The organism is Roseibium sp. MMSF_3412 (assembly GCF_030733265.1).
Classification (GTDB): domain Bacteria; phylum Pseudomonadota; class Alphaproteobacteria; order Rhizobiales; family Stappiaceae; genus Roseibium.
On the sequence record NZ_JASHJI010000019.1, the window covers coordinates 117333 to 140111 of the forward strand.

Here is a 22779-nt window from a genome sequence, read left to right on the forward strand (position 1 = left end):
TTTGACGCGACAACCGGGAGAGGATCAGGTCCGACCGGAGCGCGGTGAATGGTGCGCGAGCAACTTCGCCGTATCCGGCTTGGACCGGTGCCGGCGATCCATGGGTATCTTGCCGACGATCTGCAACTTGATGTCTCCAAGCTGCTGGAGGCGCTCACGCCACAGCTCCTGATGATGCGCCTCTCCTGCCAGAAACAGGACCGGCGCTCCGTCCGGATCAACGGCAAAGGCCGCCCCGGAAACGCCCGGCCAGAGGCGTGCCGCGATTTCGATCGCAAAGGCGGAATAGTCCTCGTTCGACGCGCTGTGTCTTCCGAGCAGCCAGAGGCGGCCCTGCTCGTCCAGATGGCCGGCATCGCCTGTGCGGTGCCAGACAGTCTGGCCTTCGACACGTTTGGTTTCGCGGTCCCGGGCCGGGTCGAGATAACCGCGATTGACATGCGGGCCGGCGACCAGGATCTCGTTGTCGACGAATTTCAGTGACACTTCGTCAACAGGTGTTCCGACCGGCAGGCCCTTGCCGGACGCTGCGGTATCCCAGTCGGCATCGCTCAGCTCTTCCAGATGCACATGGGAAATGGGTTCAGCTTCCGTCGATCCGTAGACCACCGTCAGACCCATGTGCGGGTTGGCATCGAGAAAGCGGCGCGCAACGTCCGGATAAAGCGGCCCGCCGCCGGTCATCACCCGCTTGACGGATTTTGGCAACCGGGTCCGGAGCAACCGCTCGACGACAACCGGCGGAACCAGAAGCCGTGTTGCCCCGGTTTCTTCCGCCAGCCGTAAGACCGTGTCCGCAGGCGTCCTGTCATGTCGGCGCAGGTTCCAGTTCGGCATCACCGCAGTGCCGCCATGCCCGATACATGTCAGGACAAAGGCAGGGAAGGCGACGATGTCGGTCTCGATACCATCACCAGGGGCAATCAGCGGTGCCAGGGCCGTGTGCTGTGCCCGCATGAGGCCATGGGAGCGCTCGATCGCCTTGGGCAGGCCCGTGCTGCCGCTGGTAAAGGAGATAAGCGCAGGCTCCGGCGGCTCAAGTGTTTCGCAGTGGTCAAGAGAGCCGGCATTGAGAGCATCGGGGGACAGTCTCTGCGGAATGCGCCGGGTCTCCGGCAGGAGGCGAGACAGCAGGCCGATTTTCCAGTTCGCAAAGAGTGCCACCGGTTGCGCGGCGCTTGCGGCATGCCGGAAACCTGCAAGACCCATTGCCGGTTCCGGAAAGACCGCCACCGCACCCAGCCGCCAGAGTGCGGCGAGGCCTGCATAAAGACCGATGCCGGGAAAGGTTCCGACGAGCACCCTGTCTCCCTTGCCGATACCCTTTGCGGCAAAAGCTGCCGCCAGGCGCGACGATCTTCTTTCAAGGTCTGCGTAGCTGATCGCCGTGCCCGACCTGTCGATGATCGCGATGCGTTCGGGATGGTGCCGCGCCTCACGCAGGAAGTCGGTAATGAGATTCACAGCAGGCGGCCCATCAGGGCATAGCGGCGAAACACGGTGCCGCCGAATTTCCGGCTTTGCGCTTCCGATGCGATCCCGGAGCGCATCAATGCATGGACAACTTCCGTGAAGCCGAGTTCACCTGACAGGGCGTGAATACGATCCGCCATGGCGCGCCCGGCGCCCGGAACGGTTCCGACATAGGTTTTCAACACGATCGCGCCCTGTCGCATCGGATCGGGAAACGCGAGGGTCAGCCCGCGCAGGGTTCCGTCCTTGTCGAGGGCACGCAGGATAAAGCGCGGATCGGCATGCGCCAGCAGCGGCCCGTAGCGCTCCAGGAACATGGTCTGCGGCACAGGTGTGAAAAAAGGCGTCGACCGAAAGCCTTCCATCACAAGTGCATGCGCACCGGCAAGCAGCGCTTCGGGATCCTTGCCGTTCCAGTTCTCGACCGAGACGCCGGGAACCTTGTCCTCGAAACCACGCGACCCGGGCGTTGCCGTCGCTGAAACATGCAGCTCGGCGATTTCGAAGCCCGCCTTTTCGTATGCGATGAGATCATCGGGACCACCGGCGGGTTCCATCAGGAATGCCGGGCTGCCGTCCGACCAGGTCTGAAGGCGGTAGGTCCCCCAGGTCGATCCGTCCATGGGACCGACGACCGCCTCGAACCCCTCGGCGCGCAGCGTCTCGCAGGTCTCCTGCAAATAGGCGGCCCCGCTTTCAGCATCGGCAAATGCCCCCGTTCCGATTGCGGCTGTACGCATGTCTTTCCAGGCAGGCACATCACGGTAGATCTCTGGCTGCGTCGTCATGACAGGACCTCATAGACATAAACGGGAAGAAGCATCACCAGTGCGGTGATGGCCAGCCGAAGGCCCGGGTTCCGATTGCCCAGGGACTTCGGCCGAAGGACTTCGCTCAAAAGCGTGACGATCGTGACAATTCCGGCAACCAGCAGCAAGGGGATCTCGGGTTCCCAGCCGATGAAGTTGATGATGTGGGGCAGCAGGAACCAAAAAACACAAAGAAACACAGCAGCGGCTGCAGCTCCGCCCGGAATTCGAAAACGGGTACCCCTTAGCGCAAATGCGACATAACCTGACCCGACCGCCGCGAACGTGGCCGAGTAATAGGCGGCCGCATTATCCCCGAAGACATTGCCAGTCAAAAGCCAGATGACACCGGTCAGAACCAGCGTCGCCACGAAATCCAGAACCGGTTCGGTGTCCTCGACGGCAGATCTTGCCATCATTGCCGCAAAGAAGGCCATGACCGGCAAAACGGAATTGATCGGGGACGCGGCAATCGTTGACAGGATCAACGCAACCAGAGCAATTCTGGCCGCGTGCGGTGTCATGCCGACACGCGGCGCATAAACGTGTGCGGCCACAAGAAGTGACAGCCAGACAAGCGTGATGACCGCCAGCATGACCGGGGCAGACTCCGACCAGGTTCTCAGGAGCACAAAGATGCCGACGGGAACGAACAGGTTGTCCAGTCCACGCCAGCTGTCGGCCTCGACATAGGTGGCGAACAGCGCCACGAGGGTCGCGAGCCAGATGACGTTCGCACGCGGGATCCCGGTGCCGAACTGCAAGATGACAACGGCGACGATCCAGGTCACGACCAGGAAAGTGACACTGCCCTCGACACTCTTGATCCGGTCGTCGCCGCCAAACCTGAGCTGGCCGTATTTGGTGCCGACCAGAGCGGCGGCGGCATCCGACAGGGTGAGCACGGCAATGGGCAGCGTGTAGAGAGCGGGGTGTCCGGCTGACAGGACAAAAAGCAGCGTCACGGCGACGAGGAACAGAAAGTCACCCCAGGAGCGGCGCTGCACGGAATGGAGCGATGCTCCAATACCGTCCGTCGCAACCCCCGGCATGCGCAGCACCAGCAGGGCTGCAGCAGCCAGTGCGGCAAAGACCAGAAACCCCTCCCGATTGAGCAGAAGCGGCAAAAGCATGGCATGAAGGCCGACGCCGACATGAACCGCCTTGCGCTGGCTTTCAGCGCCGATGACAAACCGGCCGGCAATCCGCCGAATGCCCGTTGCCAGCGCGAAGAGTGCGACGACGGAGGCAATGGCGATCAGGACCTGAGCCGTCAAGACATCCTCTCCTCGACAATCAGGTCGGCATAAAAGAAGGCCTTGTCGATCTGCTTGAGCTCCGCTTCCAGATCCGGGAGCCTTGCCACACGGCCCGCAAGTGCCGATGGCGCGGAACGCGGCGCCATCATGTTCCAGTAGACAAACCGTGCGTCAGGCGCTGCCTGTTCGAACAGCTCCGCGTAAATCGTCGCTGTCTCGTCGACGGACATGTATTCAAAGATATCGGACAGATTGAAGCCGTCGAAGGGCCCGTCGGCGGCTGTCTGCACAGGACCCTTCACGACGGATATCCTGTCGACCCGACCGGCGATCGCCTTATAGTTTTCTCCGCGCCATGCCGTCGGCAGGACATCGGCGCTGCGGCCGGTCAGGACGGTGCGCATATAGGGGTTTTCGCTCGGATCCTGATCGACGGCGGCAAAACGGACCTTGCTGCGGACATGCGCGCCGGCACTGCCCTCCACATGATCGAAAAAAGCCGGATCGCGGCCGAGCCACCCCATGACGGTCCTGGAAAAGAACACGCTGGTACACAGGTTCCAGCGGCGATTGTTCCAGCGATCCTCGAAAAACCGGACGCGTGCGGCCCTGTCGCGTTTTTCGAACACGCTCTCGACAGTCGACCTTGCGTGGATCAGCGGCAGAACATAGCGGCGGAAGAGGCGAAAATAGTTTTCGAACTTGCCGACATTGCCCGCACCATGTTCCACGACCTGTGGCTCCAGCGCCTGCCAGAAGGCCCGGGTCTGCGCGTCGCATGCCGCCAGCACGTCGCTCAGCATTTCCCGCCTGCGCGAGGACGGACGCGCCCCGAAAAGTTCCAGAAACGCCTCATGCGGGAGCGTTCGGCAGGCGGCGATGCGCAAGCGCAGGCAGGCAATCTGCGCGTCGGAAAGATCCGCTGCCACAACTTCGCGCGGGTCCATGAGCAGCAGCGCCAGAACATTGTCTCCGGCCGCGCAGATCGAGAGGAAGCGCTGCCCCGGCCGGTTATGGAAGGCACCAAGCAGAACATCCGCATCTTCCCACGCCTGGGCGTAGCGGATCGCCTCGAAACTGGCACGCTGGTCAATGGATGCGGTCATGAGATCTTTGTCACCCAGCCTGCGGAACCGTCCACTTCGAGACGATCTCCGGTTTTTATCCAGTCGCAGGCGCCCGGCACCGCGACGACGCAGGGAATACCCAGCTCTCGTGAGACAATTGCAGAATGGGACAGGACACTGCCGCGTTCTCCGATTACGGCGGCGGCATTGGCGAAATGGGAGATCCAGCCCGGGTCCGTGTGGCGTGCAACAAGAATTTCTCCCGGCTGAACCTGCTCCTCGGCCGGATCGTGCACGACCCGCGCCGTTCCCTGGACAATGCCGCCCCCGCAAGCGGTTCCCTTGCGCTGACGGTCATTCGCGTCAATCCCCGTCTCACCGGTACCGGTCACCACTGCCAATCGGCCCGCGCTATCGAGCACCGATCCGCGAACGAGAATACGTTCAGGCGGATCCGGCAGGCGGGCCGCATTTTCCTGATCCTTGCGCCGCAATGCGACGAGATCGGCGATCCCTGAATTTACGGCAGAACCCTCGACCGCGGCCAGCAGTTCATCGACCGTCAGGAAAAAGACGTCCTCCGGCGCTTCCAGATGGCCGGTTGCTGCCAGGCAATCTCCCATGGAAAGAAACACGCGGCGCGCATAGCCAAAAATCCGTGTCCGTTCAAAACGCAGGTTCTCGCGGTCCCTTACCCGCGCCTTGGCATAAGCCAGCACCCATCGCGCCAGACGGCGTTTCAGCGGACGGCCCTTGAACAGCCGGTCCAGTTCGGCATCCGCTTGCGTCCGTTCCGGTTCCGCTCCGGACCGGGTCGCGGCCGCCGTCACTGCACGGAACAAAGGCAGGGGTGCTTCATCAAGCGTCGGTTCCTCGAGTTTCAGCTCGCCGATGCGCCGGTCGCCAAACTTGTCCAGATAGTCCTTCAGGAGCGTTCCGATCTCTGGAAGGGCAAAGATCGCGTCTCCGTCGCCCGATGCCAGGATATCTGCAGTGCCCGGTGTTGCGCGTACACGCTCGCCCATCTGCCGGATAAGGCGGGCCGGTTCGGCGGACACGATATCCCCCTGGCCGATCATGACATCGTTGTGCAGAGCGAGACCCGGCTCTCCCGCCCACCGGAGCAGGAGCGACCGCGATCCGCCGAAGGCCATCATGCAGAGAAAGTCGTTGACGATGGGCGCGTCCCAGTCGTCCAGAAGTGCAGCTTCAACCCTTCTGTATTCCGCAGCGAGTTCAGAGAGCGGGCGCTGTTTCAATGCCGTCCACTGCCGGCGCGGCGGCACCGTACTGGTCACCCGGCTCATGAAACGGGACTTTATCGCGTTCAGGCGAAGAGCGGACAGAGCCAGCTTCCCGACCATCTTTGCCCCTGATGCCAGACCCGTCGTAGGCGCGATGCCGGCCATGACTTCTTCCGGCAGCGGCTCGGCGACCCCCATCATCGTTTCCATGTGCTGGCGGTTGCTGGAGAAGAACGGCAGCAGCGACAACAGCCGGTACCAGTTGCCCAGATTGTAGTACATGCGCCCGTCGATGCGGGCGAGCATGTTGTCCAGCTCCGTGGCATGGTCCCTGATCACGGTGGCACGCGTTCCGATCAGTTGAAGGAAGGATCGGTAGACGCGCGCATAGGCCGCGACCGCAAAACTGTAGGTCAGCGGCGACACGATCCCGGGATAGCTTTCGACGATGTTGGAATTGTCGAAGACAAGCAGGCGCGTTTCCGGAACCCCGGCAGGCAGGATGCGGGTCGTGATCGGACGGGCCTGAAGCAGGTATGGCTCCTGCGTTTCCTTCGCATACGCCCACTCGATGTCCTGCGGCGTGTTCTTTAACTCGCTCACCGCGACGCAGAGCCGGGCGATCTCGCGTGCGTCGTCCTCCGACAGGGCACTTGTGCCACCTGGGCGATGGAGCGTTTCCATCCGGGGAAAGGAAAACCGCCAGACCTCGCCGCTCACTTCACCGGAGACGAGAGCATCGCCAAGGCCTTCGGTGGCGGTGACAAGGATCTGGTCGCGCCGGCCCGACACCGGGTCGGCGGCAAATGCGACCCCGGCCGCCCGGGCATCGACCATCGCCTGCACGATCACCGACGGCATGTTTTTGTCCGTTATCCCGCGCGCGGCGCGATAGGCCGTCACGCCGTCGCCAAGCCCGGATGCAAAAACCTCCTCGGCTGTGGCCGGAACATCGGCGGCGGATATGTCGAGGCGCGACAGGAACTGGCCCGCATGGGATTCGGCTACCCCGTCCTCGGCAGCACCGGAGGACCGGACGGCAAAACGCGAACCAGCCAGCGTGGCACATGCATCGCCAATCGCGGACTTCAGATCCTCGCCGAGAACGCCTTCCTGGAAATGATCCGAGGGGATGACGAAGAAAGGCGGCACGCGGAAGCCTTCGCTGACGAGTTCGGCCAGGGCCAGAGCCTTGCCGCCAATGGCCTGCGACGATTTTGTGCGCGCCTCTTTCGAACTGACGAGAGCGGTCACGATTGCCCCCCAAGCACCGGTGTGAAAGCAGCAATCAGATAGCATGCCAGCACCCAAACCCCGGAAAGGGTCTCCAGCCGTTTTTGCCGCCTGCTGTCAGGTGTCTTCCAAAAGTCGGCCAATACAAACAGGAAAGGCAACAGAAACACCAGTCCGCAAAGCGTGGTGAGCAACGGCCGGTCAAGATAGAAACCGCAAATCACGAGCGACAGGAACGCCAGCCCGGTCATTGCCGCCAGGGCCGTGAGAGACCGGGGAATTCCCCAGGATGAACTGTAGGTCTCGACCCCCTCGCGCTCCTGCTCCGGTGCCCAGATCTTGCGCCCGAATTCAACAACGCAGCCATTGCAGAAGCTCATCAGGAGAAACGTCCAGATGCCGTCCGGCACCGATCCCGCCGGCACCCATTCGCATCCTGTCAGAACAAGATCGATCAACGGCATGATCGCCATGTGCGAAATCAGGTAAAGCGCCGGGCTCTTTTTCAAGAACGCCGGAACAAAGAACTCGACCCCCATAAGAGCCAGCCATGCCCAGGCGATGATCACCAGGATCAGCACGCCCGGGGACATCGCATAGGCGGCCGCGGCCGCAGGTATTGCCGCCAGAGCAGCGAGCCACAGGATCAGGCGCAGCGACACCAGGCCGCGCGGTATCGGCCGCTCCGGCCGGTAGCGCCGGTCGATTTCCGCATCCTTGACCTCGTCCAGCGCCCGCATCTGCCAGAAAAACACCATGACAATCAGGAAAGCGGCCAGATAGGTTGCGATATCGGGCAGCGGCCGCCCGGCCAGCCTTGCCGATGCCGTTACGGAGGCTGCGGAAAAAGCGCCCAGGAGCGGAACCGTCTGGATCAGGGGAAAGCGCTCCCCCTGGTAGATCCACAAGCGCGCCAGAAGGGGCGCATCCCGTTCGGGACTGCCTGTCATGGCGTCTTTCCGCGCGCCAGGCGTTTGTGTGCGCTGCCGAACTGGCCGCCCGCCACGGCAGCCGTAAGCGACAGCTCCCCGCAAAGACACAGGGCCGCTGCAACTTCAGCCAGAGCCGGCGCGTGGCCCGACCCTTTCAGACCGAGAATGTCGAGGCCTGCGGATTGCGACGGCAGTTGTGTGCCCCCACCGACCGTACCGAGGATCAGATTGGGAAGGGTCACCGTCACAAGAAGACCCGTGCTGCTGCGCTCCATTCGGGTGAAACCGACGGCGGATTCGGCAACACAGGCAACGTCCTGTCCCGTCGCCAGATAAAGAGCTGCCAGTCCGTTGGCGAAATGCGCCTGCGCCCCGACCTGACCCGTCATGAGCGAACCGAGATTGGCGACACGGCCATATTCCAGGATCAGGTCGATTGGAGACCCGAGCGTCGCTTCAACGACATCCTCCGGAATGTCGGCCTGTGCCGTGACACGGCGTCCCCGGCCGAGCATGACCCCGAGAAAACTCGCCTTCTTGTCACCTGAGAAATTTGCTTCCAGAAACCAGGAGCGCGGTGCGACAGGAGAGGACTTCAGCGCGTATTCGCACAAGGCTTCCGTTGCAAACGTCACCATGTTCTGGCCGGCAGCGTCGCCCGTCTCATAGCGGCACATCAGGAAAACAAGTTCACCGTCGATCACAGGGTCGATCGACAAAAGCCTGCCGTGACGGGTCGTGCTTTCGGCTGCGGCGACAAGTTTTTCCGCGGACCCGATCACCCATTCCACGAACAGACCGGCCTCGGCGATCGACGCGAAACGGAAGGCCGGCGAACGCAAAACGCCTTCACCCAATGTCGCCACACTGACCCCGCCCGACTTGCCGACCGCCTTGGCGCCACGGGCATAGGATGCCACGAGCGCGGCCTCCGTCGTTGCGAGCGGCACGAAGTAATCCTTCTGTGCGAAGACCCCGTTGACCCGAAGCGGCCCCACAATGCCGACGGGGACCTTCACGGTCCCGATCATGTTCTCGATATTGCCGACATAGTGCCCGGCCCCGGTCAGTGTCTGCTCGTCCGCGAGGATCGTCCTGGCGGTCTCCGGCACGCCGGCCCTGATCAGGCGGGACCAGATCCTGGCGATTGCAGACCGGGACGGCTTCGGCAATGTCATCAGCGGCGGCGGCGTGTCGGCACGCGGTTCCAGGCGCGCGGCAATATCGACTGGGTCGGCAGTTGCCTTCAGCTTTTTCAGAAAGTGCTGGGTCTTGGGTGGTATCGGCATTTTCCGCTAGGTGTTCCCATCGGTTGGTCGGCGGCTGACCGATACCATAACGGGCATCGTCACTCGTTTGCGACCCTAGGGGATCTTTGTAAAAATTCCCCAAAGCAAAAGAACTGATGACCATAAGGGAGTTCAGGCATTACCTCCGTCATCCGTTCATTGCAAAAGCGAGACCCGTTCCAACGGCCGGCTCAATCCGGTGACACAGCAGGTCACTCCCGTGGCCGGGCCGATTTGCTCCCGACTTCAGACACCGAGGTCGATTTTGGGCTCAAACTCGATCCGGGCGGGCTTTTCCACCTGCTCGTCCCGGTTCGATCCAAGCACGATCCTGGCGGCGGCATGTCCGATTTCCCGGCGCGGGGTCAAAGTCGTCGCGATCGTGACCGGGAGGCTTTTCACGAATTCGAGCCCGTTGAACCCTGCGAGCGTCAACGCCTCCGGGACAGACAGCCCCGCCGAGATACAGTGAAACGCGCCACCGGCGGCGAGATCGTCATTTGAATAGCAGATGCAGTCCAGGTCGGGATTAGCTTCGAGTATTTTCGATGTGAGCTCACGTCCGGCCTTCACGGTCGAAAAGCCTTCTGCGATCCGGGTGGTTTCGAAAGTCCGGCCAGCCCGCGAAAGCGCTTCCTGGAAGCCCTCAAACCGCTTTTTGGCGCGAAAGTCGGCATCAAGACCGCAACCGACATAACCAAATCGCTTACGGCCGGTTCCCAGCAGGGCTTCCGCCATCGCCCCGCCGGCCGCACGCTGGGAAAAGCCGACACAGGCATCGACCGGAACACCGTCCATGTCCATGATCTGCACAACGGGTATCTTCGCATTCTCCAGCAGCAAACGCGCGTCGCGCGATTGATCGAGCCCGGTGACAATCAGGCCGGCCGGGTTCCAGGACAGCATGTTCCGGATCACTTCGTATTCTTTTTCAAGATCGTAGTCGGTGACCCCGAAAACAGGCTGCAGACCGCTGCCCTCAATGCCCTCGGCGATCCCGGCAAGGACCTCCGCAAAGACTATATTTGCCGTGCTGGGAACGATCACGCCGATCAGGCTGGATCTCTGACCCGATAGCGATGAGGCCAGATGATTGCCGACATAGCCCATCTGCCTCGCCGCTTGCCGAACCTTGTCAATATTGCTCCGGGACACATCGCCTGCCCCGCGCAGCGCGCGCGATGCGGTCATCTTGCTGACACCCGCCGCCACGGCGACTTCCGCCAGCGTGATACGGTTCTTTTGGTCCAAAGACTGTTCCCCCTCGATGGGTTCTGCCCCTGCAGGGTCTACCGTCCCGGAGCTCCGGGCACAATCGACAGGCTCGTGCAATCATCGTTGATTGACAACTGGTATCGATACCGGTACCGATACCAGCGACCGATTGAAATGTAAATGTTCACGCTGAATGAGGTTCTCGAAATGACGGGTACGTTCCGAACAGCTGTCGTTGGCCTCGGCTCGATGGGGTACGGAATTGCCCAGTCCTGCCTGCTGGCTGGTCTGGTCACTCACGGGTTTGACGTTGTCCCGGCGCAGGTTGAGAAATTCCGGTCGGAAGGCGGGGCCACAGGGTCGCTGGCCGAGATCGCCGGCCTGCTGGATGCCGCCGTCATTGTCGTTTTGAACGCCGCGCAGACCGAGGATGTCCTGTTCGGTGACAATGGCGTCGTGCCCAAAATGCGCGAGGGTTCAGTCATTCTTGCCTGTGCCACGGTCCCACCGGACTTTGCCCGCAACATGGCGGACAGATGCAACGCAAGGGGCATCCACTATCTCGACGCACCGATTTCCGGCGGGGCGGCCAAGGCGGCAAGGGGCCAGCTCTCAGTCATGGCCGCCGGGTCGCAGGACGCGTTTTCTGCCGCACGTCCGGTTCTGGACGCTGCAGCCGAGACAGTTTTCGAGCTTGGAACGGAAGCCGGAGCCGGTTCGGCGATGAAAGCCGTCAATCAGTTGCTGGCAGGCGTGCACATCGCAACAATGGCCGAGGCGCTGACCTTCGGGATGACCCAGGGTGTGCCGCCGGAGAAATTCGTTGAGGTCATCAGCCAGTGTGCCGGCTCAAGCTGGATGCTGGAGAACCGGGCGCCCCATATCGTGACCGGCGACTACACGCCGCTGAGCCAGGTGAATATCTGGCCGAAGGATCTGGGCATCGTGCTGGACATCGCAAAATCGGCCAGCTTCAGCGCTCCGATTACGGCCGCGGCCCTTCAGCAATTTCTCGCGGCGGCCGGGATGGGGCTTGGCGGCGAGGACGACGCGGCGGTGGCCAAGGTCTATGCCCGCAACGCCGGGCTCACGCTGCCGGGAGACGCATAATGCTGTTGGGATGCATCGGCGACGACTTCACCGGGTCGAGCGACCTGGCCAATACATTAGCCAAGGGCGGCATGCGCACGGTTCAATATACCGGCATTCCGGACACGCCTGCCGGGGATGATGTTCAAGCCGGCGTTGTCGCGCTGAAGTCCCGTTCCATCGATCCCGGCAAGGCCGTCGCGCAGTCGCTGGCCGCTCTGGAATGGCTGAGGCAACAGGGGTGCGGGCAGTTCTTCTTCAAATACTGCTCGACGTTCGACTCAACGGCTGACGGCAATATCGGACCCGTGGCCGATGCCTTGGCAGATGCCCTTGGTGCTGCCCCTGTCATCGTTTGTCCGGCATTCCCCGGGACTGGCCGGTCTCTCTATCAGGGACACCTGTTCGTGAAAGACCGGCTTCTCAGTGAATCCGGTATGCAGAATCATCCGCTGACGCCCATGAGCGACCCGGATATCCGGCGTTGGCTTGCACCGCAGACGCGGCATACGGTCGGGCACGTTTCCGCTGAAGACGTCTTCGCGGGAGCCGCGCAGATCAGGCAGTCGCTTGAGGCGCAGCACAGTGAAGGCCACCGGCATATCGTCGTCGATGCGATTCGCGACGAAGACCTGATTGAAATCGGAAGTGCCGCAAGGGACTTGCCGCTGATCACAGGCGGATCCGGCGTCGCTCTGGGTCTTCCGGCCAATTTCGGTTGCATGGCCTCCGCGCCCCCTTGGCATGCGCAGCGGGGAAAATCGATCGTGCTCTCCGGATCGTGCTCCGTTGCAACACGGGCGCAGGTCGCCCACCACGCCGCCCGGCATCCCGCCCGCGAAATCGTTGCAGCCGATGTCATCGAGGGACGCCTCGCTCCGCGGGATATCGCCGACTGGCTCCTCGGCACAGAAGGACTGCCACTGGCCTACAGCTCAGCCGATCCGGACAAGGTCGCCCGGGTCCAGGAAAAGTACGGCCGCGAGACGTCGTCCGAGGCGCTTGAGACCTTTTTCGCCGAAATTGCCCGGCTGGCCGTGCAGGCAGGTGTGTGCCGCATCATTACCGCCGGGGGCGAAACTTCCGGAGCCGTTGTCGAGGGGCTTGGTCTCAACAGCCTCGAAATCGGACCTGAAATCGACCCCGGGGTTCCTGCGCTCAGAGCCCGGCCCGACCTGGTGGTTGCCCTGAAATCCGGGAATTTCGGCTCCGAGGGTTTCTTCGAAAAGGCCGACAGGCTGCTCGCGGGTGACACATGAACGAGGCCGGACTTCGTGAACAGATTTGCCTTTTGGCCAGGTCCCTGTTCGACCGGGGGCTGACACATGGCAGCACTGGCAACATCTCGGCCCGGACCGGCGACGGCGGCCTGCTGGTGTCTCCGACCGGCACCAGCTTTGGCCGTCTCGACCCCGGCCGTCTCAGCCGCTTCGATGCAAAAGGCGTGTTGATTGCCGGCGACCCGCCGACCAAGGAAATGCCGCTTCACACCGCGTTTTACGATACGCGCAGCAAGGCCGGTGCCGTGGTTCACCTTCACTCCTGCCATTCCGTCGCCTTGTCGATGATGCCGGATGTTGACGAAGACAATTTTCTGCCGCCGCTGACACCTTATGCGATCATGCTGCTCGGCAAGGTCAAGCTGTTGCCCTTCTTCCTGCCCGGCGACCCCGCAATGGGTGCGGCGGTTCGCGGACTGGCCGGAAAGCGGAGCGCCGTCATGCTGGCGAACCACGGTCCCGTGGTGGCCGGCAAAGATGTCGCGGCCGCCTGTAACGCGATCGAGGAACTTGAGGAAACCGCGAGACTGGCCATGATGCTGCGCGGTGTCGAAGCACGGGCGCTCAGCGGCGGGCAGGTCCGGAAGATTGTCACGAAGTTCGATGTGGAGTGGGATGAATGATCAGGTTCTCCGCCAATCTCGGTTTCCTGTTTGCGGACCGGCCCCTGCCGGATGCTATCCGCGCGGCGGGTGCCTCCGGCTTCCACGCCGTCGAATGTCACTGGCCCTACGATACCCCGGCACGGGAGGTTAAGCAGGCGCTTGCCGAAACCGGTCTTGAAATGCTGGGACTGAACACGCGGCGCGGTGATGTGGCGCGCGGAGACAACGGCTTGTCGGCCATTCCGGGCAGGGAAGCCGAAGCCCGCGCGGCAATCGACGAAGCCATCGACTACGCGGCGGCAATCGGAGCACATGGTGTCCACGTCATGGCTGGGTTCGACCAGAGCATCGCAGGCGGCCATACCTTCATCGACAACCTTGATTATGCGTGCACCCGGGGCGCCAGACACGGTCTGACCATGCTGATTGAACCGCTCAATGAGCATGACGCTCCAGGATATTTCCTGCGAACAACCGAGCAGGCGGCAGATCTGATCCAAGATGTCGGCGCATCCAATCTGAAGCTGATGTTCGACTGCTACCATGTGGGCCGGACCGAAGGCGACGTGATCACCCGGTTGCGCACCTTGTTGCCGATCATCGGGCATATCCAGTTCGCCTCGGTCCCGGATCGGGGAACCCCGGACAGCGGCGAACTCGACTATCGGACCGTGTTTTCGGAAATCAGGGCTCTGGGCTGGACGAAGCCCCTTGGCGCGGAATACAAGCCAGCGAAAGCGACCGAAGACACGCTCGGCTGGCTGCAGTCGACCTGAGACGTGCAAGCTACTTTTGCATTAGGGTCCGAGACTGCGCACACTTCGGCGCTCCTGCGCTTATCAGTCTTGCCACCACCAGACTCAAGTCCTCCGCATCTATTGACCGTTGGTTTCGGTTCTTGTTTTGGTTCACCATAGAAAAAGCCCGCAAGCTTTTGCCGTGCGGGCTGTTTTTGGTTGCGGTCGAAGATTTATGGAATACAGGGTCCCGGTGGATTTGCGCCGGAAGCACGAGCTTGCCGGATGGCATCAATACGTGACAGCCGCAGCACGACGGTGTCCAAACAGAACGCGAAAGGGCAGCTTGCGCTGCCCTTTCGCCAGACCCTGGCGGGTCACTTTTATTCGATGAAGGTGCGCGACAGTCTTTCGCTGAGTGGTTGAGCGAGGTAGCTGAGTGCCGTCCGCTCTCCCGTTCTGATGAAGAGGTCCGCCGGCATGCCCGGAACAAGCTCCAGTTTGTCGACATCGGCAGACTGTTTCGCGTCGAGCCTGATCCGCGCCACATAGAAGGCGTCTCCTGTCCGCTCATCCGTGACCGCATCAGCCGAGATGTCGAAAATGCGCCCCTTTGCTTCGGGGATCTCTTCCCGGTCAAACGCACTGAGACGAATACGGGACGCCTGACCTATTGCCAGCTTCTCGATGTCCGCCGTGTTGATGCGTGCTTCGACAACCAGTTCTTCGCTCTGTGGCACCAGTTCAAGAATATCCTGTCCCGGCCTGACCACACCGCCGAGTGTATGCAGCGCCATGTTGACGACCGTACCGCTGACAGGCGCGCTCACGACCACACGCTTCCGACGTTCCACCGCGCCCTTGAATTGTGGTTCCACGGCCGCGAGTTGTCCCTCGACCGCAGCAAGTCCCTCCGTTGCCGCTTCCAGTCGCTGCTGCTGCGCGCTGACGTCATTGAGTTCCAGCTCGCCAATTTCGTTGCGCGCCCGCGCCTGGTCTGTTCTCAGTGCTGCCTCAAGGCCGACCAGACGTTCAATTTCCAGGCGGATGGAATTGATCCTGGCCGCCGTCACGAGCCCTTTTTGAAAAAGGGTTTGCAGGGACTCCAGTTCACTGCTGGAGATCGCATGCTGGCGCTCGTTGGACCGGCGCTGTTCTTCCAGGCCCGCAATTTCATCCCGTAGCGCGGTCATGCGCCGCTTCAGGACATTCCTTTCGCTGGCCCGGGCGCGCGCCTCCGTGTCGAATACCCTTTTCTGCGTAAGGTAAGCGCTTTCCCAAAGAACCTCCGGAACGTCTGCCACAATGAGGGCTTCAACATCGCTTCGGCGAAAAGTCTCCGCCTGGCTGATCTGTGCAAGAAGTCGCGCGCGCCGCGCGGTGAGCTCGCCGACCTGACTGCTCAAAACGGTCAGGTCGACATCTGCTTCCGTGCTGTCGAAAACAACAAGAGGCTGGCCCGCTTCCACGACGTCGCCGTCGGAGACGAACAACTCGCGCACGATGCCGCCGTCGAGATGCTGCACAGTCTTGCGATTTCCATCGACAACAAATGACGCCTGGGCGATCACCGCCCCGTCCAGTTTCGTCTGCAGCGACCAGTAGGCAGCCCCTCCAACGAACAGGCCCAGCACCATCAACCCGAGGAAGACGAGGAAACCGATCCGCGGTTCGGCCGTCCCCTTCACATCATGGTTCTTCTGGGAAAGGTGCGAGACGTGGCGGTTTTGATGAGAAAGTGTCAGTTCTTTCATTGGACTGCCCTTTCCTGAGCAGGTTTGTCGATATTGCCGCCATGTTGACGGCTGGCCGGGAGAACGTTGCGTTTCGTGTCACGCAAGACGTCGTCCCGGTTTCCGAAGGCTGTCTGAACGCCGTGATTGAGAACCAGTACCTTGTCGACGACCTGCAGCGTGCTGGGACGGTGGGTCATCATGACAACGATGCTGCCGCGCTCCTGCATGGACCGGATGGCTTTGTGAAGCGCGGCCTCTCCGGCGGAATCCAGATCCGAATTCGGCTCGTCCAGAACCAGCAGGAACGGGTTCCCGTAAAGTGCGCGGGCAAGAGCGATGCGCTGCCTCTGTCCGCCGGACAAGAAGAAACCGTTGCCGATCCTGGTCTCGTAGCCATCAGGCAGATTGGAGATCAGATCGTGGACATCGGCGGCAAGTGCTGCTTCCAGAACAAGTTCATCGTCGATCTCGGCGGCGAACCGCGCGATGTTTTCCCGGATGGTGCCGTCGAAGAGGGCGATTTCCTGGGGCAGGTAGCCGATATGACCGCCCAATTCTTCCGGATCCCATTTCGCGGTCGGGTTACCGTCGAGGCGCACGGTCCCGCGCTGGGGTGCCCAGACACCGGCCAGCATCTTGGCGAGCGTTGATTTCCCCGAAGCGCTCGGACCGATCACAGCAACGGCATCTCCGGCCTGGAGGTTCATGCGGATATCGGAAAGCGTCGCGTTTTGCGCCGTGGGTGGCCCTGCCTTTTGAATTGCGACACTTACGGAAACCTGCGGTCTTGGCAGACGAAGACGTTTCGGCTCGACCGGGTACTCATGGACAAGTTGTTTCAGCTTTCCATAGGATCCCGTTGCGGCGAGAAAACTTCGCCATTGCCCGATGAGCTGATCGATCGGCGCAAGTGCGCGGCCGAGAACAATCGTCGCCGCAATCATGATGCCGGCGGAACTTTCACCGCTAATCGCAAGCGCCGCACCAAGACCGAGGATAGCCGACTGCAGCCCGGTGCGCAGGGTTTTGGACGTGACCGAAAACGTCGAGATGCGGTCATTCACAAGCGTCTTCAGCCGATGCGCTTCAAACTGAAGATCCCTCCAACGGTGCGCCAGATCGCTGCGCATGCCCATCGCATGAACGATTTCCGCATTTGCCTCGCCCGCCCGGTAGAGCGTATCGCTGCGCCGGCGGGCTTCAGCGGCCTCCATCATCGTGGTGTGGCTACGCGCATTGTTGATAAGCGCAAGGACCGTCAGGACGATCGCCCCCGCCAGTCCCAGGTGACCAAGATAGGGATGAAGGATGTAAAGGACGCCGATATAGACCGGGATCCAGGGAGCGTCGAAAAAGGCTAGCAGCGTGATTCCGGACAGGAAGTCCCTGAAACCATTGACATCTTCAATCGAGTTGTCGCTCGAAGCGAGGTTCCCGTCGACTTTCCGGCGCATGGCTGCATTGAGAACCGGCACGCCGACCTTCAATTCGAACTTGGCACCCAGCCTGTTCAGCATACGCTGGCGGATCCAGTCGAGCAGACCGGTGACCACAAAGACACCACCCAGCAGCAGCGTGAGTGCGATGAGCGTATCCATGTTCTGGCTGGTCAGAACGCGATCATAGACCTGAAGCATGTAGAGCGGCGCGGCAAGGGCCAGAATGTTCAGCGCCATGCTGAAGAGCGCGATTGCGAGGAAACCGGCACTGAGGGAAGACCAGGCATGCCGGACGGGAGAGGTTTTGCGGAACATTTGCTTGCTCCAATTCACGGGGTTTGGGTCAAAAAACTTGGAAAGGCACAGGGTGGCGACGACGGGCACCGCCACCCTGAGCAACCGGCTTAGACGAGGAAGTCGTCTTCGCTCAGTTGCGACGCGTCGACGTTGACAAGGCGCAGTGTGCTGTCTGACCCAAAGGACAGGACTGCATCCGAGCCATCTTGGATCGCGCCGGAAAGAACTTCAGCCACATCGAAGTCAGGCGCGAAATCGCCCCCTGAAATCAGATCCGAGCCGAGTTCGAAGTCGCTAACGGTGTCTGCACCGAGGCTGGCAACGAAGATGTCGGAGCCATCGCCACCTTCGAGCAGGTCGTCACCACCGGCACCGTTCAGGACGTTGTCAAAACCGCTGCCGGTGATGACGTCGCCATCGTTGGAACCGATGACGTTTTCGATCGAGTTGAGGACATCCGTCTCTACGCGGTTTTCGATAACGTCTTCCCCGAAGACGCCTGTGTTGGTGATCGGCTCCACGGCATCGACGGTCGCCCCGGCATCCACGAGCGTATCCTGGACGACCGGACCGTTCTGGCCGGCAGGTGCGTTGTGCAGATGGATGGCCGAAACAACACCCGGGATCGGCGTCTGCAGATCGGCTTCGTTGAGGCCAGAAACATCGAGAACGCTCGAATAGGTGACTTCACCCGTCGCCAGGTTCTGCACGATTGTCACGCTTGCCTCGCCCGTTGCCTCACTGTCGGAAAGCGGTCCAGGCTCCTGCGCGGCATCAAGCCCGCCGGAAAGCTCGATCGTGCGAATACCGTGCTCGGTAACATCGCTGTCGACGAGGAGCTGACCCCTGATCTCTCCGCCAGGAAAGTCCGACGTGTGGATGTTGTAGTAGAGGTTTCCGGCGGTCGCCTGATCAACGAATGCAGCACCGTCGGCAATGGCAGATCCGAACTGGGCAGGTGCGGCAACCACGGCGTTGTCGACACGGACGGTGAAGCCGGTATCCCGGGTTGCCGTTCCATTGCCGTTTGCACCGAGGTTGACGTTGACCGCGACGTCCAGATCAGAGAAGTCAGCCGTGTCGGTGCCCTCGCCGCCGTCCAGGAAGTCGTTGCCGAGACCGCCGACGAGAACATTGTCGCCGTCACCGGCAATCAGCGTATCACGTCCGGCCCCGCCATCGAGAACGCCGTCGACAAGACCGAGGTCGACAAAGATGTCATCCCCGTCACCGAGCAGAACATTGCCGTCGATGATACCACCGTCATTGACGATTGTGACATCACCGGCATCGCGCGCATCAATGGCGTTGACCTTGCCGGAAATCTCGCCCTCGTTGATGATGGCTCCCAGGATATCAAGACCACCGTCGATCCGGATACCCGCAGCGGCATCAGACTCATCCGAACCGGCGATGACACCCTCGTTTTCGACAAGACCGGCAAACCCGGCATCTTCCACGTTCGAGAACAGACGCAAGCCATCGCCGACCGTGTTTCCTTCGGTTGCGTCACCGCCTCCAAAGATAGCGCCCTGGTTGAGGATCGAGGCAGAGACGATGTCACCGTCGACATCACCGGTCTGGAGCGAGACACCGGAGGCATCGTTGCCGTTTGCGTCGACGGTTCCCTGGTTGGTAAAGGTGTAGTTGTCGGCTGTCCCATCGGCATAGACGGTTCCGTTGCGCTGTGCGCCGGTTGCCAAGATTGCCCCCTGGTTGATGACATCCAGGCCTTCGCCGTCGATGTTCAGTGCCCGGCTGTCGGACGAAACCAGACCCTGGTTGATGAAGGAGCCGCCGGAATGATCACCTGTGCCGAAATAGACACCGTTTTGCGCACCGGCAAATACGCCGCCTTCTTCGTTGACCAGGGATCCCTGGAAGTCCACACCGTTGACCGCACGGAATGCGCCGGCAGTCCCTTGCTGGCTTTCTGCCGTGACAGTCCCGGAGTTGGTGATCGAACCTTCAAAGAGTGCAGCGGCAAATCCGCCTTCATTCAGGCGCACGCCTTCCAGGCGGATGCCGTCGCCGGCAGTACCTGCACCGGCAGACGCCTGACCGCGGCCATTGATCGTGCCGGCGTTATCGACTTCCACGTCGCCGTTGCCGTCTGCTGCCAGCGACAGCGAGATACCGGCGCCATCATTGTGTTCACCTGCGTCAATGACACCGGTCGGCAGGTTGGTGATCGAATAGTCACGCGCCGTGTCATCAGCATAGATCGTGCCGTTGCGCTGGTCGCCCGTACCGAGAATGTCGCCACCGTTGAGCAGATCGACACCGGACCCGTCAATGTTCACCGCCCGGCTGCCGGACTGGATCGTGCCGAAGTTCTGAACACTGAGATCGTGCTCGGCATCGCCAATGTAAAGGCCGTTGCGCGGACCCTCGATCGTGCCGGTGCTGGCGTTGAAGATCCGGCCTTCGGCAGCAACGCCATCGGCAATCCGAATGCCGGCTGTCGTGCCCTGATTGCTTTCCGTGCTGATGAGGCCGCTGTTGAAGATATCGGTCTCCAGAACGGCGCCCTCCGCGCCATCGTCAATGCGGATGCCGTCGCCGGCGAGCGGCGTGTTGGAGGCAGCTGCATCACCGCGACCCTGAATGACGGCGCCAAAGCCATTGAAGATGGCGCCTTCAACGACATCGTTCAGCTCATCGCCAACCTGGAGCGAGATACCGGCGCCCTGGTTGCCTTCACCGGCGTCGATCGTGCCGCCTGTGAAGTTGCTGATCGAAAAGTCTTCCGCTGTGCTGTTGGTGTAGATCGTGCCGTTGCGCTGGTCGCCTGTGCCGACAATGTCGCCAAAGTTACGAACGCTGACGCCTTCGCCCTGGATGTCGACAGCGCGGCTGTCGGAGGAGATCACCCCGCCGCTGAAATTGTCCAGCCTTCCGGAAGACAGTGCACCGGCGAACTGAACGCCGTTGAACTCTCCGTCAACGATGCCGAAGTTCCTGATGTCGGCACTGCCACTGACCTGGATGCCGGTCGCGAGCGCGTCCGGACCGCTATTGGCTTCGATGCGGGCGTTGCGGAAATTGAACACCTGCGCATCGTCACCACCGACGGCAACAGCGGCGGCGGCATTGTTGGTGGTCACCTGACCGAAGTTCAGAAAACGGGTGAAATCGTTGTCGAGAACGAAGGCCGGTGTGTTGTCGACCACCACGTTGTTGAAAACGCCGTTCGTCAGCGACTGGCCATCACGAGCAGTTTCTTGGGCCAGTGTGGACGTCGTGAGCAATCGCGCCCGAATACCGGCAAGCATCCCAGATACCATTTGGAAATCTCCATGAGTTTTGTGGCCCGGGTACACCCTCTGCACGATGGCGCCCGGTGCTCATGGATCTGTTGTGAGCGCTCCCTTTCTTGAAATTCATATTGCCAATACGCGCCATAACCATTCGAAATAATCACGGGTCATGTGACTGTCATTCGACGTTTTCTTTATTTCTTACAATGTGTTGCGCGCCTATCGATGAAACCCTGATTTTATTTGTTCAACTGAGATGGAAAAAACGTGAAGTGATTTCGCACTTGCAGACAGGTGCAAGTGGCCTTGTCGCGGTGCACCGCCTTCAGCGGACCGAGGACAGCTGGCGGATTTTGGTCTCGCAGACGCAGCGGACACTGCCTGGTTTTGAGGAAAATGCAGAATTCAGGAGCTGATTTCGGGAACCGGATGAAAGATGGCGGATCCGGGCAGCTTTCACAAAATGGCAGCGCTGCTTTCGACGGGCACGCGTACGGCGCGAAGGTCCGCACCAATCGTTCCGGTCGGCGGCGTCTGGGAGATGAACTCCCTGATCGATGAAATGACACCGAAACGGGAATAGTTCTGCCGCGTGATCGCGCCGAGTTCGCGCAGCCTGCCCACGTCATCGAACGGGACGAAGGTCAGGTCAAGATTGTCACGTTTGAACTGCTCCGCCGCGATCGCATTGATGATCGTGCAGGCATCGGTGTGCACGAGGTGGCGGCAAAGCGTTTCAAAGCGCGCGGACCTGACATCGATACCGAGACGCTCTGCGGCATCAGGCGAAGAGGCCGGCAGGTCTTTTTCAAGATCGTATCCGAAGGGCACATCGAAGCGGATAAGGTATTCCGCCGGGACCTCTTTGGCGCGTATTCCGTCCCGCTTTGCGAGAACGTGGTCCTTCCGCATGCCGAGATAGAGCGGCTCCTGCCAGAGCGGGGTGAACCGAGGAGCCTCCTCACCGCCGTCACCAAAGATCATCGTGTGGCTGTTCCGTGAAATCAGCGCGGCATCCAGTTGCATCTGCTCGACCATCCGGGACAATTCGAGCGGCTTCTCCTCGACGATCACCAGCTTCAGGTCCGGAAAGAGTTCGGCCGTCATGTCGAGAAAATAACCGGAGAGATAGGCGGCCAGCGTCGGTGTCATCCCAAGACGGAAGGGTGTGGCCTCAAGCTTTCGGTGCTCCTGCGCGGTCTCAGCGATCCGGTCGACCAGACCGTTGATCTCAAGCGCCATATCAACGATCTGCTCGCCGAATTTCGTCAGCAGGACTTCGGTGCGGGTGCGCTCGAAAATCTGAACGCCAAGCTCTGCCTCAAGCTTCTTGATCTGGTTTGAAAGGGCCGGCTGGCTGACATGAATGGCGCGCGAGGCACGGGTAAAATTCCTATGGTGCGCGACGGCGGCGACATATTGCAGGTCCCGAAGGTTCATAGGTTTTCAGAGTTTCCCCGTTGCCGTTGGACCCCAATGTGTTTTGCACGCTCTCTTTGGTAAAGTGACAATGTTTTGACAGAACTTGTAACCTGGTGAGTTGCGCATAACCACGCCGGCAACACCAAACGTGGTCGCAGGGCCGGACATCTTGAGGTTTCGCGCCCTGACAGGCGATCACCCGTGTGTGTCCCAAACGTGAGCTGGCGGCAGTCCTGGCGTTAGCTGATTTCTAAAAAAAAGTCCGCAGGCATTTGGCGTGCGGGCTGATTTTGGTTTCGTGCGCAGGATTTGGTGTTTTTCTGCCCCGTTGCGTCGGACTTTGTCCTCCTTCCGGGGACCCCGGTCATGTTAAAATCTGTATCCATTACCAAC

16 protein-coding genes are annotated in these 22779 nt (G+C 61.1%); 4 read left to right on the plus strand and 12 right to left on the minus strand.

The features are described 5' to 3' along the window. Positions 1-24 precede the first annotated feature (24 nt). The 8 genes from RBB49_RS24685 to RBB49_RS24720 form a co-directional block, all read right to left on the minus strand. The gene (locus RBB49_RS24685; RefSeq protein WP_306145576.1) at positions 25-1464 is read right to left on the minus strand and encodes an AMP-binding protein; all 1440 of its coding nucleotides are present in this window, start codon (positions 1462-1464) and stop codon (positions 25-27) included. Next, positions 1461-2261 carry a hypothetical protein gene (locus RBB49_RS24690; protein WP_306145577.1) on the minus strand — a complete coding sequence of 267 codons (801 nt, stop codon included), beginning with the start codon at positions 2259-2261 and terminating at the stop codon, positions 1461-1463. Before RBB49_RS24690 ends, RBB49_RS24685 begins: the two co-directional genes overlap by 4 nt. Continuing rightward, positions 2258-3559 carry a hypothetical protein gene (locus RBB49_RS24695; RefSeq protein ID WP_306145578.1) on the minus strand — a complete coding sequence of 434 codons (1302 nt, stop codon included), beginning with the start codon at positions 3557-3559 and terminating at the stop codon, positions 2258-2260. Before RBB49_RS24695 ends, RBB49_RS24690 begins: the two co-directional genes overlap by 4 nt. Continuing rightward, entirely contained in the window at positions 3556-4647 is a 1092-nt protein-coding gene (locus tag RBB49_RS24700; protein ID WP_306145579.1) for a DUF3419 family protein, read from the minus strand. Before RBB49_RS24700 ends, RBB49_RS24695 begins: the two co-directional genes overlap by 4 nt. After that, positions 4644-7106: a PEP/pyruvate-binding domain-containing protein gene (locus RBB49_RS24705; protein WP_306145580.1), complete on the minus strand. Its 2463-nt coding sequence runs from the start codon at positions 7104-7106 to the stop codon at positions 4644-4646. The genes RBB49_RS24700 and RBB49_RS24705 overlap by 4 nt, the downstream gene beginning before the upstream one ends. Beyond that, complete coding sequence (locus RBB49_RS24710; protein WP_306145581.1) at positions 7103-8035, minus strand: UbiA family prenyltransferase; 933 nt, start codon at positions 8033-8035, stop codon at positions 7103-7105. Before RBB49_RS24710 ends, RBB49_RS24705 begins: the two co-directional genes overlap by 4 nt. Continuing rightward, positions 8032-9306, minus strand: coding sequence for a hydroxymethylglutaryl-CoA reductase (locus tag RBB49_RS24715; RefSeq protein ID WP_306145582.1), 1275 nt, complete (start codon positions 9304-9306; stop codon positions 8032-8034). Before RBB49_RS24715 ends, RBB49_RS24710 begins: the two co-directional genes overlap by 4 nt. 246 nt (positions 9307-9552) lie before the next feature. Continuing rightward, positions 9553-10557 carry a LacI family DNA-binding transcriptional regulator gene (locus tag RBB49_RS24720; RefSeq protein ID WP_306145583.1) on the minus strand — a complete coding sequence of 335 codons (1005 nt, stop codon included), beginning with the start codon at positions 10555-10557 and terminating at the stop codon, positions 9553-9555. Positions 10558-10701: 144 nt separating this feature from the next. On the opposite strand from RBB49_RS24720, the gene ltnD reads away from it, so the two are divergent. The 4 genes from ltnD to RBB49_RS24740 are packed head-to-tail and all read left to right on the plus strand — an operon-like array spanning position 10702 to position 14271. Beyond that, complete coding sequence (gene ltnD, locus RBB49_RS24725; protein WP_336623439.1) at positions 10702-11631, plus strand: L-threonate dehydrogenase; 930 nt, start codon at positions 10702-10704, stop codon at positions 11629-11631. Continuing rightward, on the plus strand, positions 11631-12869 hold the full coding sequence (otnK, locus tag RBB49_RS24730) for a 3-oxo-tetronate kinase (RefSeq protein WP_306145584.1): 1239 nt from the start codon (positions 11631-11633) through the stop codon (positions 12867-12869). Before ltnD ends, otnK begins: the two co-directional genes overlap by 1 nt. Beyond that, a complete protein-coding gene (locus RBB49_RS24735) occupies positions 12866-13513 on the plus strand; it encodes an aldolase (RefSeq protein ID WP_306145585.1) in 648 nt (215 codons plus the stop codon). Before otnK ends, RBB49_RS24735 begins: the two co-directional genes overlap by 4 nt. Next, positions 13510-14271, plus strand: a complete 762-nt coding sequence (locus RBB49_RS24740; RefSeq protein ID WP_306145586.1) for a hydroxypyruvate isomerase family protein — start codon at positions 13510-13512, stop codon at positions 14269-14271. The genes RBB49_RS24735 and RBB49_RS24740 overlap by 4 nt, the downstream gene beginning before the upstream one ends. A 344-nt stretch (positions 14272-14615) precedes the next feature. Here RBB49_RS24740 and RBB49_RS24745 read toward each other — a convergent pair whose 3' ends face one another. The 4 genes from RBB49_RS24745 to RBB49_RS24760 form a co-directional block, all read right to left on the minus strand. Beyond that, positions 14616-15986, minus strand: a complete 1371-nt coding sequence (locus RBB49_RS24745) for an HlyD family type I secretion periplasmic adaptor subunit (protein WP_306145587.1) — start codon at positions 15984-15986, stop codon at positions 14616-14618. Then, positions 15983-17722 (minus strand): type I secretion system permease/ATPase, encoded by a 1740-nt coding sequence (locus RBB49_RS24750; RefSeq protein ID WP_306145588.1) that lies wholly within the window; start codon positions 17720-17722, stop codon positions 15983-15985. Before RBB49_RS24750 ends, RBB49_RS24745 begins: the two co-directional genes overlap by 4 nt. Before the next feature lie 89 nt (positions 17723-17811). Further along, positions 17812-20991, minus strand: coding sequence for an S-layer family protein (locus tag RBB49_RS24755; protein WP_306145589.1), 3180 nt, complete (start codon positions 20989-20991; stop codon positions 17812-17814). A gap of 429 nt (positions 20992-21420) precedes the next feature. Further along, positions 21421-22404: a LysR family transcriptional regulator gene (locus tag RBB49_RS24760; RefSeq protein ID WP_306145590.1), complete on the minus strand. Its 984-nt coding sequence runs from the start codon at positions 22402-22404 to the stop codon at positions 21421-21423. Positions 22405-22779 lie beyond the last annotated feature (375 nt).